Here is a 13,334-nt window from a genome sequence, read left to right as displayed (position 1 = left end):
AATTCGGGGTTTACTCAAAAGACCGGTGGTGAATGGCGTGCTTAGCCCTGCAATAAAGCCAATTCATCAGCACTTAAAAAGCGCCACTCGCCTTCGGCCAAATCCAAATCAGCCAGTTGCAAACCACCAATTTTTACGCGGCGCAAAGCACTGCAATGATTGCCTGCCGCAGCCAACATGCGTTTCACTTGATGGTATTTGCCTTGCTCGAGCACGATTTCGATTTCATTCTCGCTGACTTTGTTGGCCACTAAGGCCGCAATCGGCGCGGGCTCATCGATCAATTGCACACCAGACAATAGCTGCGCGACCAAAGCATCAGTCACAGGCTCAGCGGTAGTGGCAATATAGGTTTTAGGTTGATGGCGCTTCGGTGAGCTTTGCGCGTGAATAAAAGCCCCATCATCCGATAGCAATAACAACCCCGTCGTATCGTGATCTAAACGCCCAACCGGCTGCACATCACGCCATTCCATGTTTTGCGGAAACAGCGTTAATACCGCCGGATGATGCGTGGGCTTACGCGAGCATTCGTAACTACTGGGTTTATTGAGGACTAAATAGACTTTTTCGCGATATTCCCAGGTTTCGTCAAACACCTGAAACACCAAGCCTTCAGGCTGGTATTCGGTTTTCCATTTTTGAATAACGACGCCATCAATCGAAACTTCACCTTCTTCGATTAAATCACGGCAGCCTTTACGCGAACCAAAACCTTGGCTTTGCAAAATTTTATCGAGCGATAGTTTTTTCATGATCAGAACTCATACGAATGGATACACCATTGTAAGGCTAAGTGATGACTTTGAAACAGAGGATGAGCTAAAGCGAGAGGTGATACAGACAACAACAAGGGGAAACTGGTGGAGGGAGAAGGATTCGAACCTTCGAAGGCTGAGCCGCCGGATTTACAGTCCGGACCCGTTGACCGCTGGGGTAACCCCTCCACGAGGACGGCAATTATGCCTTTGAGCCACGATACCGTCAAGCCCCCCGGGAATTTATTTTCAACTCAATGTTGCATAAATAAAACAAACTAACGCTGCCACATTGTTTGTCATCTTGCGGCGTAATAATCCACACTGGGCACAGTCGCCTTTTGCCGCAGTAAACACTGGGCAACGACTAGGCTCACGACATCGTGCATAGGAGCTTAGCGTTTGAAACCATATTCCGTTTTATTTATCTGCACCGACAATGCCATCCGCAGCCCAATGGCCGAAGCGATGATGAACCACTTTGCGGCTGATCGATTTATGGCTTATAGCGCCGGTCGCCAAGCGCTGGCCGAACTCCATCCGCTGACCTTGGCGACCTTGCAGCACTTTGGGGTCACGCCGCCAAGTCCTCCCAAAAGCTGGAATACTTTTTTGCTGGCTGGCGCGCCTGAAATGGATTTCATTTTTACGCTGGACGATGCCACTACCAACGAAGTCTGTCCAAGCTGGCCAGGTGGCGCACTGACCGCGCATTGGAATGTGGAAGACCCGAGTTTGCGCTACCAAGAAATGGATCGCCGCAAAGCGTTTCATGATGTGTTTTTATTTATCAAGCATCGGATTGATTTATTGGCAGCACTGCCAATGGATAAGTTGGCACATCTGGCGTCGCAGCATCATGTGCAGCAAATCGGCCAAACCGTGTCGCCAGCGCCGCGCTAAACATTAAAAAGCCTCGTTTTCCAAATTGGAAATCCGAGGCTAGCTGGCTGCGATCGCCAACCCGTCAACGACTGGCTGGCCGATCAACTATGACCGAGTGCGGTGTTAGTTTTTTGGCTCAATATTGTTAAACACGTATTGAACGCCTTTCACTTGCTCAGCAATCATGCCCGCTTGCGCCATTTGCTCACCGATTTCAACCACGCCAACAATCGTTACATCGACTTTAGTTGGGTCTTTTTTATCGTTCGCGCCTTTCACTTGCAAATTGAATGGCTTCAATGCAGGCTCAGCATCCAAGGCTTTTTTGACATGATTAGCAACCGCAACGGCATCCGCTGCCGGCTTCACAGCTGGCGCAGCAGGGGCGGCAACTTTTTCAGCGGTTGAGCTGCACGCGGTCGACAATACTGCAGCGCACAGTAGCGTAGCAAGCAGGCATACTTTTTTCATGATTTTCACTCATCGGTTTAAATTAATAAAAATAGCGCTGCTAAAGAACGACGACTTCGTGCTCAGCGCTTGATATCGCTGATTCTAAAAGTATTACATTACAGAAATGTTTAAGTCTTATGACAAATGCAAATCAGCAACAGCATCTCTGCGCTTGTGCCTTGCTGTGCTGCGTCGTCAATGGTTTAATTCAAGCCATTGTGGTTTTAATTTTTATGCGGTTTCTGCACAACAAGGTTGTCGCTTTATGTTGCCCACGGCATTCACAGCAGTCCATCAACAAGACAGGTATCTTGATCCAAGCGCTATTGTGATTGCGCTGCATGGCAATACCTTGATTTTTTGTTCGGACACTTTAGCTTCAGCCAGCGAGCTCGCCGTGCTGACTCCGCCACACACCTTGCTGAGTATTGGCCAGCTTGCACAGCAAAAAATACAAATGGCGCTTTGGGATGCCACAACGCCATTGCCAACAACACTGAGCACGATGGATTTACGCGCTAGCTTTGATTTACTGGGCGAAACGCTGTGGGCGCTGGCGTGTCGCGTCAGCCAGATTGCGACTTTTTATCGCACGCATCGCTTTTGTGGTGTGTGTGGTGCGCCAACCTTGGCGCTTGAACATGAAATTGCCTGCGAATGCACTGCGTGTCAGCAGCGGGTTTGGCCACGCTTATCGCCGGCAGTGATGGTGCTAATTCAACGTGGCCGCGAGGTATTGTTGGCGCGCTCGCCGCATTTTCGCAGCGGCATGTATAGCGCAGTCGCTGGATTTGTTGAGCCCGGCGAAAGCCTCGAGCAATGCGCGCACCGCGAAGTGCGCGAAGAAGTCGGCGTTGAAATCACCAATTTGCGCTGGTTTTCCAGCCAAAGCTGGGCGTTTCCGCACTCTTTGATGCTGGCTTTTTTTGCCGATTATGTCTCTGGTGAGATTGTGTGCCAAGCCGATGAAATCGAAGACGCACGCTGGTTTAGCCCTGATGACTTACCGCTGCTGCCCAGCGCCAGCAGCATTGCTTATCGACTATTGCAAGCGGGACTCGCCGCCAATCCATAAACCCAGCACCCGTTCAGCCGCCATCGTTTAAGCACTGAGCGGGGGTGAATGCCAAAGACGCGGTGCAGCGCTCAAGCACCTCGAAAGATTACGGCTTATTTTTTATGCAGCACCAGCGCCGCGACCACACCGGCGACCAAGCCCCAAAAGGCTGAACCAATACCCAATAAGGTCAGGCCTGAAGCGGTGACCAAAAAAGTAATGATTGCCGCTTCGCGCTGTTTTTCATCGCGCATCGCCAGCGCCAAACCGCTGCCGATGATATTCATCAATGCCAAGCCGGCCACCACCAGCACCAGCTCTTTGGGAAAAGCGGCAAACACCGCCACCACCGTCGCACCAAAGACGCCAATCAGTAGATAAAACACCCCAGCAGCCATCGCCGCAATATAGCGTTTGCTCGGGTCTTCATGCGCGTCTTTCCCCATGCAAATGGCGGCAGTAATCGCTGCTAAATTAATCGCAAAAGCGCCCAATGGCGCGAGTAACACCGTCAGCAGGCCGGTGCTACTGATCAAAGGAGAAATCGGCGGCCTGTAGCCATTGGCGCGTAATACCGTCACGCCGGGCACATTCTGCGAGGCCATCGTCACCATAAATAAGGGCAAAGCCACACTGGCCAAACTACTCCAGCTGAACTCTGGCGTGGTCCAAATCGGCATCGCCAGCGTTAGCTCAATACCTTCTAGATGTAATAGCCCACGCCACGCAGCCACCAATACCCCACAGAGCAATACCCCTACAATGGCATAACGAGGCCAAAATCGACGCAATAGCAAATACGTCAACAACATACTACTGGCCAAAACCAACTCGGTTTGCAAAGCACTAAATGCCCCCAAGCCAAAACGCAATAACACCCCTGCCAACATCGCCGAAGCAATGCCCAATGGAATACGCTGCATCGCGCGCTCAAACCAACCAGTGATGCCCATCAGCACGATGAGCGCACCGGAAATCATAAACGCCCCAATCGCCTCGGGCATGCTAATCCCAGCTGCGCTGGTGACCAGTAAAGCCGCGCCCGGTGTTGACCATGCCGTGACGATGGGAACTCGGTAGCGCAGCGATAAACCGATACAGCTCACCCCCATCGCCAAACCCAAAGCCCACATCCATGAAGCGATTTCTGCTGGACTCGCACCTAAAGCCTGCGCCGCTTGAAACACAATCACTGCCGAGCTGGTAAAGCCGACCAACACCGTCACCAAGCCCGCCACCACCGCAGAAACCGAACTATCTCGCCACACCGACATGAGCAACCCCTTAATTGAAGCGCTTATTGTGCTGGCTGAGTCCTGATGCGGCAAGGCGCAAGCCAGTCAATACAAACATTTGGTTACAAGGGTCTGTTGACGAGACAATGATCCTGAAAGCATCATAAGGCGTGATGCAAAGCAGCAAAAACCCTCTCATGCCGCACCAAAGCAATCATTTCCAAGTCATTGAACGCTCACTCGCACGGTGACCAGCAACGTCGGAACGACGCAAACAACACCCGCGATTTCACCGGCGCTAGCGATCCTAAGCCGGGATTTCCGCCCATCAAGGATGACGCCATGCCCAATTCAGCCCAATCAATCCGCATCGGGGTTTTCTTAGCCGCTTTTGCCGCCACTGGCTTTGCCATGAAGGGCGTGTTTATTAAGCTGGCATATCCCTATGGCGTCGATGCCGTCACGCTGGTGATGCTGCGGCTGATGTTTGCGATTGCTTTGCTGTGGATGGTGAGATTATGGCGACTGCATGCCAGTAGCGACGCACCAGAAACGCCGATCGCGCCTTTAGATAAGTTCAAACTGTTTGGCTTGGGTTTGCTCGGATATTATTTATCCAGCGTGCTCGATTTCATCGGCCTTGAAACCGTCAGCGCCAGTCTAGAGCGCCTGATTTTATGCCTGTATCCGACATTTACTGTTTTGCTGGTGTCTTGGTTTAGCGGCCAGCCGATTCCCCCCAAAATCAAACGCGCACTACCGTTAACTTATCTAGGCATGGTTTTGGTGTTAGCACCGGAGCTCATGAATGCCCACGCCGATTGGGTGGGCATTGGTTTTGTGGTGGCCAGTACTTTGGCTTTTTCGCTGTATATGGCGTGGAGCCCAGCGGTGATCGAACGCGTTGGTTCAATGCGCTTTACTGAATTGGCGCTCACCGTGTCGGGCTTGGGGATTTTAGTGCACTGGTTAATCAGCCATCCACTGAGCAGCGTGGTTCAGCCGTGGCCGGTTTGGGCCTATGCGCTGACCATTGCGATTTTCTCCACCGTCTTGCCGGTGTATGCCATGACCAATGCCATGAAACGCATCGGCGCTGGGCGCACCGCTGTGATTGGGAGTTTTGGCCCGGTGCTGTCGATTGTGCTGAGTATGGGGATTTTGAACGAACGCCTCAGCGCCTTACAATGGCTCGGTGCCGCCATTGTGCTCAGCGGCGTTTGGATGGTCAGCAAGAAGTAAACCCATCCCCAGATAACCATCTGGGGATCGTTGCATTACAGATCCGTTGTCACTTTAGCTAAGTTGCGCGGCGTATCGATGGCGTTGCCACTCAATACCGCGCAGTAATACGCTAGCATTTGCAGTGCAACGATATAAATAATCGGGCTCAAATGCGTTAAACCGCTTGGCATCCGAATCACGCTCGTGCCTTCAACCGACGCAATATTGCCGTTAGACAAAATAAAAATTTCACCATGATTGGCACGAATGGCTTTTAAATCATCGAGCATTTTTTGTGCTTGCTGATTCCACGGCAAGCACACAATCACCGGTAACTCATCATTCACCAAGGTAATCGGCCCGTGTTTTAACTCGCCAGCGGGAAATGCCTCGGCATGCTGATAAGCCACTTCTCTGAGCTTAAACGCGCCTTCCATCGCCACCGGATAATGCGTGTGCCGACCGATGACAAATAAATTATGTTTCCGGTGCAAGCTATTCGCCCAGCGACGAATTTCTTTATTGAGCAGCAAAGTTTGCGCCACCGCATTGGGCAAGAGCAACATTTCTTGCTCATGGCTTGCCACTTGCTCGGCACTTAAATGCCCGCGCGCCTGACCCAGCGCATTGGCCAGCATAAACAGCAGCAAGATTTGGGCGGTGAGTGATTTAGTCGCGCTCACCGATTGCTCAGCACCGCTGTGCGTGAGCAAATGATGATCCACCAAAGTGGTGAGGGTGCTGCCAGGAGAATTGGTCAAGGCCACCGTGCGGGGCCGACCTGATGCTTGCGCGTGTTTTAACGCCGCAATGGTGTCGGTGGTTTCGCCCGATTGCGAAATCGCAATCATCAAATCATGATCATCAGCACGCACATCGCGATCACAATATTCACTGCTTAAACCCACTTGCACCATAACACCAGCCAAGGTTTCAAACCAATAGCGCGCAATCAAAGCGGCGTGATAGCTCGAACCACAGGCCAATAAAGTCACGCTGCGAATGCTGGATAATTTGGCGCGCAATGCCAAGGGTAAGATATAGCCGGCGTGGTATTTTTGTACCAAAATCGCCAGCGTTTCGGGCTGGGACTCAATTTCTTCCAGCATAAAATGCGGCACACTTTGGTTCTTGGTCACGGCCGGCATCTCTAACACTTGCTCAAAGCCACCCCCCAGAACTAACAAAGGGGTATCTAGCCCAAAGCGAACAATGTCGCCGTCTTTCATCGTATACACCTGATTAGCGCGTTGGCGAATCAGCCGTAAACTACTGCAACAAATTTGCCGCAAGCCCGACTCAAGTCCGACAAACAAGGGCTGGCCCAAACAACTGGCCAAAATAAACTGCGCTTGGCTTTGTTGGTGACACAGATAGCTGATCTGGCCTTTTAATTGCGCATTGGCGATCAGCATCGCCTCGGTCAAGCTCGCCCCATCGTCAATTTGTCGTTGCAACATCGCCGCAATCAATTCATTCAAACTGCACGCGTCACCCAAATTAAGGCTGTGCGCTAAATCTTGATGATTCAGGCAATGCCCCATCGCCCGAATCTGCAAACCCGCCCGATTGGTCGGCGTTAAAGCTTGTGGCTCATGATGCAAACTCGCGATCAGCCAATGGCAAGCTTCAGTCCCAATCGACAAGCGTTGCGCCGGTTGCGGCAAAACCAAACGCTTTTGCGTGCTCTTAGTCTGCTCTTCCATGACTAAATTCAAATGCGTATTGCTGCTGTTTAAAATCAAAATACAGTCAGACAAGGCTGGCAACACATTTTGTGGCGCAATATAGGCAATCAATTCAGTCATATTCCACCTCAACAAAAAAGCAAAAATCAGCGCCAGATTCGGTTGGTAATGCCCCACTTAAATGAGCAAATCAGCCCGATCAGCGTACTGTTGATCAACTTAATAGACCGCAGCCGTCACCGCAACATCGTCGCCAGCGGCATCTCAATCCGCACGGATTAAGTCATTTTAAAACGCTGCACCGTCGCAGTCAGTTGCTCGGCCATACTCTCAAGCTGGCCAATCGAATCGCCCATATTGCGGACCGCCACTGAGTTCTCTTCGGCCATCGCCGCGATGCGCTCAACATTGACCGCGATATCGCGCGCCGCCGAGCGTTGTTCTTGCATTTGTTCACTGATTTCGTGCACCGAATGCACCACTTCACCGCTGCGTTGGTTAATGCGGCCAATACTCTCGCTCGCTTGAGTGGTTAATTGCAAACCGTCGCCAACACGCTGGCTACCGCTACTCATGCGAGTCACCGCATCTTGTGCGCTGCTTTGAATATTGCTGACCATCTTGGTGATTTGGCTGGCCGATTGCGCGGTGCGCTCAGCCAGTTTACGTACTTCATCGGCCACCACGGCAAAACCACGCCCCATATCGCCAGCACGAGCCGCTTCAATCGCGGCATTCAGCGCCAATAAATTGGTTTGATCAGCAACGTCTTTAATCACCACCACAATCGTGCCGATTTCATTGATATTTCGACCCAATTCAGTAATTTGTTCGGATGCGCCCAGCACTTCACCAGAAATCGCCTGCATTTCCAGCGCTGCCGCCGAAACATCTAGGCTACCGGCATTGGCCAATTCACCCGCACCCCGCGCTTTTTGCTCAACATCATGGGTATTGTCAGCCACTTGATCCATGCTGGTGCTCATCTCTTCGACTGCCGCGGCCATTGAGCTGGCTGACGACGACTGCAACTCTGAGCCCGAAGTAATTTGCTGCGAGGCCGATGACAAGGTTCGCGCGGCTTGCGTCACCGCGGTGGCATTACTTTGAATCTGGCGAATAATTTGCACCAGATTTTCTTGCATGGTTTGCAAAGCGCGCTGTAATTGCCCCAATTCATCATTGGTAAACTGCGTTCCGCGCCAATCATGGCTTAAATCGCCGCTGGCAATTTTGCTGGCCACACGACTGGCCGAATCCAAAGCGGCAATCACTTTTGAGCCAATCAACCAAGCCAAAATTAAACCCAATACAATCGCGAACAAACTCACCAATAAAATGCTATTGACCGCCGTGCTGACACTGCGTTGTACCGAGGTTTTATCTTCATCCATTAAGCGGCTTTCATAGGCGGCTAATTTGAGCAAAGCATCCCGATAGGCATTGCTGACTTTGGCGTATTCAGTGGTAATAAAATGCCCACCCGTAGTGCGATCTAGTCTTAATAAACCGGCTAATTTGGTTTTTTGTAAATCCATTGCCGCATTACTTGCCTCTACCTCAGTAAGCAACGCTTGCGCTTGGGCGTCTGCGCCGATCAGCGCCTTTAATTCAGCAATTTGTTGTTCTTCTGCGCTGGCTTCGGACTCTAACTGCGTCAAAATCGTATCGGTATCGCCCGTTGTTTCGGCTAAAGCGGCGTTACGCAGCGTTAAATCGGTTTGATAAGCAATCGCAATCAATTGATTGGATTTCACCACTGTGGGATAACGCTCCTCCACCAGCTCGCTAACCTTGCCGCGCAGCTGTGTCAGGCTCAATAAAGCCACCATCGCCACAATCGCTAACAACAACAAAACCACCCCAAAACCAGCTAAAAGCCGTGTTTTTACGCCCCAATTTTGCATACCCACCCTTTAATTTTTAATTATTGGCATTATTCACACCGTCATTTTCCTTATAATATACCGTAAGCTTTGTTCACGCATATTATCAACGACTGATTGTCTCTAGGTGATGTATGAATCATGATCTTGTTTGTTTTCCCTTTAGCGACTTAGGTTCTGAAACGCACTGGCAAAGAGAAGGCGAATTACTGCATCGCTTTAATCATCTGCCGCCAGAAGCCCAGCATGAGCGGCCAGAACTACTCAAAGCACTGTTTGCCCAAGCCGATGAAGTTATTATTTCGCCGCCTTTAGCGATTGCCCGCGGCCACTTAATCAAACTCTCACGAAAAGTGTTTATTAATTACAACGCGCAAATCGCCGCAGCGCCGGGCGCGCCGATCACGATTGGCCACCACACCATCATCGCGCCCAATGTCCAAATCCAAACCGGCACCCATCCAGTCGACCCGACTGAACGCCAAAAATGGGCGTATTGCGCCAAAGGCATTACCATCGGCAATAACGTCTGGATTGGGGCGGGCGCGATTATTTGTGGCGGTGTGACCATTGGTGACCATAGCGTGATTGGCGCTGGCAGCGTCGTGACTCGCGATGTGCCATCTTGCGTGCTAGTTGGCGGCAATCCCGCCCGTGTGATTCGTGAATTAACACCACCCGATGAAAGCACTTTATATGCGCTAAATCCATAACAGCCGATCGGCTTGAGCGTATATATTGTATTCATTCTTAACCGAACAGAGTCAGTACGATGTGGAGCACAATCCGATCTTGGTTTACCGCCAAACCCAAACTCACCGCGGAGGATGAGGCCAGTATCGAACGCATAGTCGACATTGCGCATCCGCACATTCGTTTGGCGCGCAATTATGCAACCCGATTAGCGCCCTACCTGCATTGGGCGCAAACACACGCCAATGCTTTGGCGGCTCAACTGCCTGCGCCGATTGCGCTCAATCATGAAACATGGCGGCAAGATCGTACTTTGCAATTACTGTTTGCAACGCCGGATCGAATGCGTGACGTTGTCGGTCGCGACCCCGGACTGCAAGCTTGGTTTGCCGCATGGCCGCTGGCCGACATGGCCTATGTGGGCTTAATTGCCGACGCGCATGAAAAAGTACGCTACGGCATGAGTGAGCACGCCGGGCAAATTCGCCAAGATGTACCGCAAACATTACTGATTTTGTCTAATTACCAACTGGGCCAACCCGCCCAATCGCCCGATGCCTTGGTGCAACTGGGTGCCGAGCGGATTTTAGACACCATCGCGATTCAAGCGCAGCTGGCCATCGCCAGCGTGGAAAATAAAAAAAAGCTGCTCGAAAGCAGCCTAGTGAATGCTCGCACCATGCTCAGAATGCAAAACTCAAGCAGCATGACGCCCAGCCCAGAGCAAATCGAACAACAAACACGCATCAAAAATCTCACCACCGAATTACAAGACATTCATCAACAGCTCAATCCAGATGCCTTGTGCGAGCAACTCATTACCGAATTGGCCGCAACGCCAGATATCTTACGGCTAGAAGTTCGCTATTGTAATGTCGATCGAATGGGCATTATCGATAGCGACAGTAGCGACAATCAGCGCATTGCTTTGCCAGAGCTGATCTTGCAGCGCGAACCGCCGATTGAAAAACTGATTATTTTAATGGCAGTACCCCGCCCGTTAATGCATGCCCCGAGTGAAAAACGCGGATTTCCTGAGCAAGTCATCTTTTGAGATCTTGAATACAAACTGACGAACAAAGGGAATTTTCACCTTTATTGTTCGTCAGTTTATGACCACAATATCAGCTCAAAATATGACGTGAGCAAGCCATGAAAGCCTTTATTTTCCCTCTACTTTTTGCCAGCTCACTCACAATCGCCGCGAGCGATGCGCCATTACAGCGCTATCAATGTGATGAAGGCCAATCGTTTACAATCAGAATGACGACACCTGACTCGCTTGAATTACTCAGTGGCTGGACATTCCAAAAACTACCGCATGTGATCTCGGCGTCTGGCGCCAAATACAGCAATGGCACCACCACCGTGTGGCTTAAAGGCCAAGGCGGCTTTTTGGAAGTCGATGAGGTGATTGTGGCCAATAATTGCACATTGATATCGGCTGATGAGCCGCTCAACCCGATTCGGGATGCGGCATCCGGCTTGATTTTTATTCCGCCAGAACGCTGGACGGCCAATAACGTGCAAGTGGACGTGAAATCGGGCAGTGAGATTCCATTTTATGGTGAAACGGCTTTGCAACAATTTGAATATCGTTTTCGCGGCGGCAGTGATCCACAGCATTACCCCTTACTCGATATCCTAGTTTTTCCAAAATCAGCATGGAATCAGCTCGAAAAAAATCCTCCGCCCGGTTTTATTCTGGGCGATGATGGCCAGCGGGTTTATTTAGCACAATTACCCAGTAATAACCCATTTAATCCGGCCAGCAAAAATGGCAAAGAGTTTATCGCTTTGCAAATGACGCCAGCCGAAGTCAAACAAGCTTTTTCGATGTATGGGATTGTGAAAAATAAAGCGATTGAAAGCGTTACCGCCAAAGTCATGTGGCTAGACCGCCGACTGTATCCGGGCGCGGTACTCACCGTTGAATTGCGCGATGTCTCCAAAATGGACGTGGCATCCGAATTGATTGCGAAAAAAGTCATCACTTTAACGCAAGGCACACCGCCAACGGTAACGCTGAAATTTGCCCCAGAAGCGATTAATCCCAAGCATCGTTACAGCCTGAGTGCGCGTTTAGAGCAAGATGGCAAGCTGATTAAAATCAGCGACACCCAAACGCCAGTGCTCACACAAGATGCGCCACGCGAAACCAGCATCATGCTCAAAGCAATCTAGGTATATCCAGCTAGGCTATATATTTTATAGCCTAGCAACGTATACCCATGCCGCTCTATGGCGATAGAGCGGCATTTTTATTGCAGACAACCACTTATTTTGCGTTCACCAAAATCCGTTCGGTGTACGTCTTTAGCACAACACTAAATTATCGCGATGAATCAGCTCAGCTTCGTCGATATAGCCCAAAACAGCCTCAATCTGCCCCGTTGGCTGACGTAAAATTCGCTGCGTTTCTTGCGAGCTGTAATTGATTAAACCTCGAGCAATTTCGAGCCCGTCAGGATTTAAACAACGCACCACTTCACCGCGTAAAAATTCGCCTTCAACCGCCAACACTCCGATTGGTAATAAACTGGAGCCCGACTGGGTTAACGCGCGTACTGCACCGGCATCCAGCGTGACGCTGCCTTTGAGTTGCAAATGGTCGGCAATCCATTGTTTTTTGGCCGCCAAAGCACACGTTGCTGAGCGCAATTGTGTGCCGATCATTTCACCACTGGCTAAACGAGTCAGTACTTGTTCTTCACGCCCACAAGCAATGATGGTTGCGGCGCCGCTACGGGCGGCACGCTTGGCGGCGATGATTTTGGTATACATACCCCCCGTACCCACGCTAGAACCTGCACCACCGGCCATATCTTCCAAACTAGGATCACCTGCAGTGCCAGTCTTGACTAAGGTGGCGCTGGGATTGCTCCGTGGGTCAGCGGTATATAGCCCAGTTTGGTCAGTCAGAATCACCAAGGCATCGCCTTCGATCAGATTGGTCACCAAAGCGCCCAGCGTATCGTTATCGCCAAATTTAATCTCAGCAGTCACCACGCTGTCGTTTTCATTAATGATGGGAATCACACCCAGTTGCAATAACGTCAGCAACGTTGAGCGGGCATTGAGATAACGCGTGCGATCAGATAGGTCTTCATGCGTGAGTAGCACTTGGGCGCACATTAAATCGTGTTGGCGAAAAGCACTTTCGTAGGCATGGCATAAGCCCAGTTGGCCAACGGCTGCCGCAGCTTGTTTTTCATGCACTGCACTGGGTTTTTGCGTCCAACCCAGTCGAGCAATGCCCTCGGCAATGGCGCCAGATGAAACCAAAACCACTTGTTTACCCAGCTTGGTCAATTGGGCAATTTCTTTCGCCCAGCGTGTCAATGCTGCATGGTCTAAACCTTTGCCTTCATTGGTCACTAGGCTAGAGCCCACTTTAACTACGATTCGCTGGGCGTTCGCCAATATTGACGTTTGCATAAAAATCATCCTTGCGC

General features: G+C 50.8%; 12 protein-coding genes and 1 tRNA gene. 6 read left to right on the top strand and 7 right to left on the bottom strand.

From position 1 onward, the window contains the following. Positions 1-41: 41 nt before the first annotated feature. Both LG219_RS12085 and LG219_RS12080 read right to left on the bottom strand, forming a co-directional pair. Positions 42-755, bottom strand: a complete 714-nt coding sequence (locus LG219_RS12085) for a pseudouridine synthase (RefSeq protein WP_226764738.1) — start codon at positions 753-755, stop codon at positions 42-44. 106 nt (positions 756-861) lie between these two features. Continuing rightward, positions 862-947 (bottom strand) — tRNA-Tyr (locus tag LG219_RS12080). A 213-nt stretch (positions 948-1,160) separates the two neighbouring features. On the opposite strand from LG219_RS12080, the gene LG219_RS12075 reads away from it, so the two are divergent. Then, complete coding sequence (locus LG219_RS12075; protein WP_226764737.1) at positions 1,161-1,661, top strand: arsenate reductase ArsC; 501 nt, start codon at positions 1,161-1,163, stop codon at positions 1,659-1,661. Between the two features lie 105 nt (positions 1,662-1,766). On the opposite strand, the gene LG219_RS12070 is transcribed toward LG219_RS12075, so the two are convergent. Further along, positions 1,767-2,114, bottom strand: coding sequence for a BON domain-containing protein (locus LG219_RS12070; RefSeq protein ID WP_226764736.1), 348 nt, complete (start codon positions 2,112-2,114; stop codon positions 1,767-1,769). A 166-nt stretch (positions 2,115-2,280) separates the two neighbouring features. Here LG219_RS12070 and nudC point away from each other — a divergent pair, with 166 nt between their 5' ends. After that, positions 2,281-3,171: an NAD(+) diphosphatase gene (gene nudC, locus LG219_RS12065; RefSeq protein ID WP_226764735.1), complete on the top strand. Its 891-nt coding sequence runs from the start codon at positions 2,281-2,283 to the stop codon at positions 3,169-3,171. 95 nt (positions 3,172-3,266) lie between these two features. Here nudC and LG219_RS12060 read toward each other — a convergent pair whose 3' ends face one another. Then, complete coding sequence (locus LG219_RS12060; protein WP_226764734.1) at positions 3,267-4,427, bottom strand: benzoate/H(+) symporter BenE family transporter; 1,161 nt, start codon at positions 4,425-4,427, stop codon at positions 3,267-3,269. A 303-nt stretch (positions 4,428-4,730) separates the two neighbouring features. Here LG219_RS12060 and LG219_RS12055 point away from each other — a divergent pair, with 303 nt between their 5' ends. Further along, positions 4,731-5,630: a DMT family transporter gene (locus LG219_RS12055; protein WP_226764733.1), complete on the top strand. Its 900-nt coding sequence runs from the start codon at positions 4,731-4,733 to the stop codon at positions 5,628-5,630. Between the two features lie 35 nt (positions 5,631-5,665). Here LG219_RS12055 and LG219_RS12050 read toward each other — a convergent pair whose 3' ends face one another. Next, the gene (locus LG219_RS12050) at positions 5,666-7,420 is read right to left on the bottom strand and encodes an isomerizing glutamine--fructose-6-phosphate transaminase (protein WP_226764732.1); all 1,755 of its coding nucleotides are present in this window, start codon (positions 7,418-7,420) and stop codon (positions 5,666-5,668) included. 158 nt (positions 7,421-7,578) lie between these two features. Then, positions 7,579-9,207: a methyl-accepting chemotaxis protein gene (locus LG219_RS12045; protein WP_226764731.1), complete on the bottom strand. Its 1,629-nt coding sequence runs from the start codon at positions 9,205-9,207 to the stop codon at positions 7,579-7,581. A 113-nt stretch (positions 9,208-9,320) separates the two neighbouring features. On the opposite strand from LG219_RS12045, the gene LG219_RS12040 reads away from it, so the two are divergent. The 3 genes from LG219_RS12040 to LG219_RS12030 all read left to right on the top strand — a co-directional run bounded on the left by LG219_RS12040 (position 9,321) and on the right by LG219_RS12030 (position 12,063). After that, positions 9,321-9,899: a sugar O-acetyltransferase gene (locus tag LG219_RS12040; protein ID WP_226764730.1), complete on the top strand. Its 579-nt coding sequence runs from the start codon at positions 9,321-9,323 to the stop codon at positions 9,897-9,899. A 59-nt stretch (positions 9,900-9,958) separates the two neighbouring features. Further along, a complete protein-coding gene (locus tag LG219_RS12035; RefSeq protein ID WP_226764729.1) occupies positions 9,959-10,933 on the top strand; it encodes a hypothetical protein in 975 nt (324 codons plus the stop codon). Between the two features lie 98 nt (positions 10,934-11,031). After that, entirely contained in the window at positions 11,032-12,063 is a 1,032-nt protein-coding gene (locus tag LG219_RS12030) for a YbaY family lipoprotein (protein WP_226764728.1), read from the top strand. Positions 12,064-12,195: 132 nt separating this feature from the next. Here the strand turns inward: LG219_RS12030 and proB are convergent, their stop codons facing one another. After that, positions 12,196-13,317 carry a glutamate 5-kinase gene (gene proB, locus LG219_RS12025; RefSeq protein ID WP_226764727.1) on the bottom strand — a complete coding sequence of 374 codons (1,122 nt, stop codon included), beginning with the start codon at positions 13,315-13,317 and terminating at the stop codon, positions 12,196-12,198. Between the last annotated feature and the right edge of the window lie 17 nt (positions 13,318-13,334).

Source organism: Deefgea salmonis (assembly GCF_020531905.1).
GTDB lineage: Bacteria > Pseudomonadota > Gammaproteobacteria > Burkholderiales > Chitinibacteraceae > Deefgea > Deefgea salmonis.
Note: the sequence above shows the minus strand (reverse complement) of the source record. Positions and strands in the feature narration are given on the sequence as shown.

Bases quoted from the DNA above. Each gene is read 5' to 3' on its own strand.
- LG219_RS12085 (WP_226764738.1), bottom strand. From the start codon at position 755: ATGAAAAAACTATCGCTCGATAAAATTTTGCAAAGCCAAGGTTTTGGT.
- LG219_RS12070 (WP_226764736.1), bottom strand. From the start codon at position 2,114: ATGAAAAAAGTATGCCTGCTTGCTACGCTACTGTGCGCTGCAGTATTG.
- LG219_RS12060 (WP_226764734.1), bottom strand. From the start codon at position 4,427: ATGTCGGTGTGGCGAGATAGTTCGGTTTCTGCGGTGGTGGCGGGCTTG.
- LG219_RS12055 (WP_226764733.1), top strand. From the start codon at position 4,731: ATGCCCAATTCAGCCCAATCAATCCGCATCGGGGTTTTCTTAGCCGCT.
- LG219_RS12050 (WP_226764732.1), bottom strand. From the start codon at position 7,420: ATGACTGAATTGATTGCCTATATTGCGCCACAAAATGTGTTGCCAGCC.
- LG219_RS12045 (WP_226764731.1), bottom strand. From the start codon at position 9,207: ATGCAAAATTGGGGCGTAAAAACACGGCTTTTAGCTGGTTTTGGGGTG.
- LG219_RS12040 (WP_226764730.1), top strand. From the start codon at position 9,321: ATGAATCATGATCTTGTTTGTTTTCCCTTTAGCGACTTAGGTTCTGAA.
- LG219_RS12035 (WP_226764729.1), top strand. From the start codon at position 9,959: ATGTGGAGCACAATCCGATCTTGGTTTACCGCCAAACCCAAACTCACC.
- LG219_RS12030 (WP_226764728.1), top strand. From the start codon at position 11,032: ATGAAAGCCTTTATTTTCCCTCTACTTTTTGCCAGCTCACTCACAATC.
- proB (WP_226764727.1), bottom strand. From the start codon at position 13,317: ATGCAAACGTCAATATTGGCGAACGCCCAGCGAATCGTAGTTAAAGTG.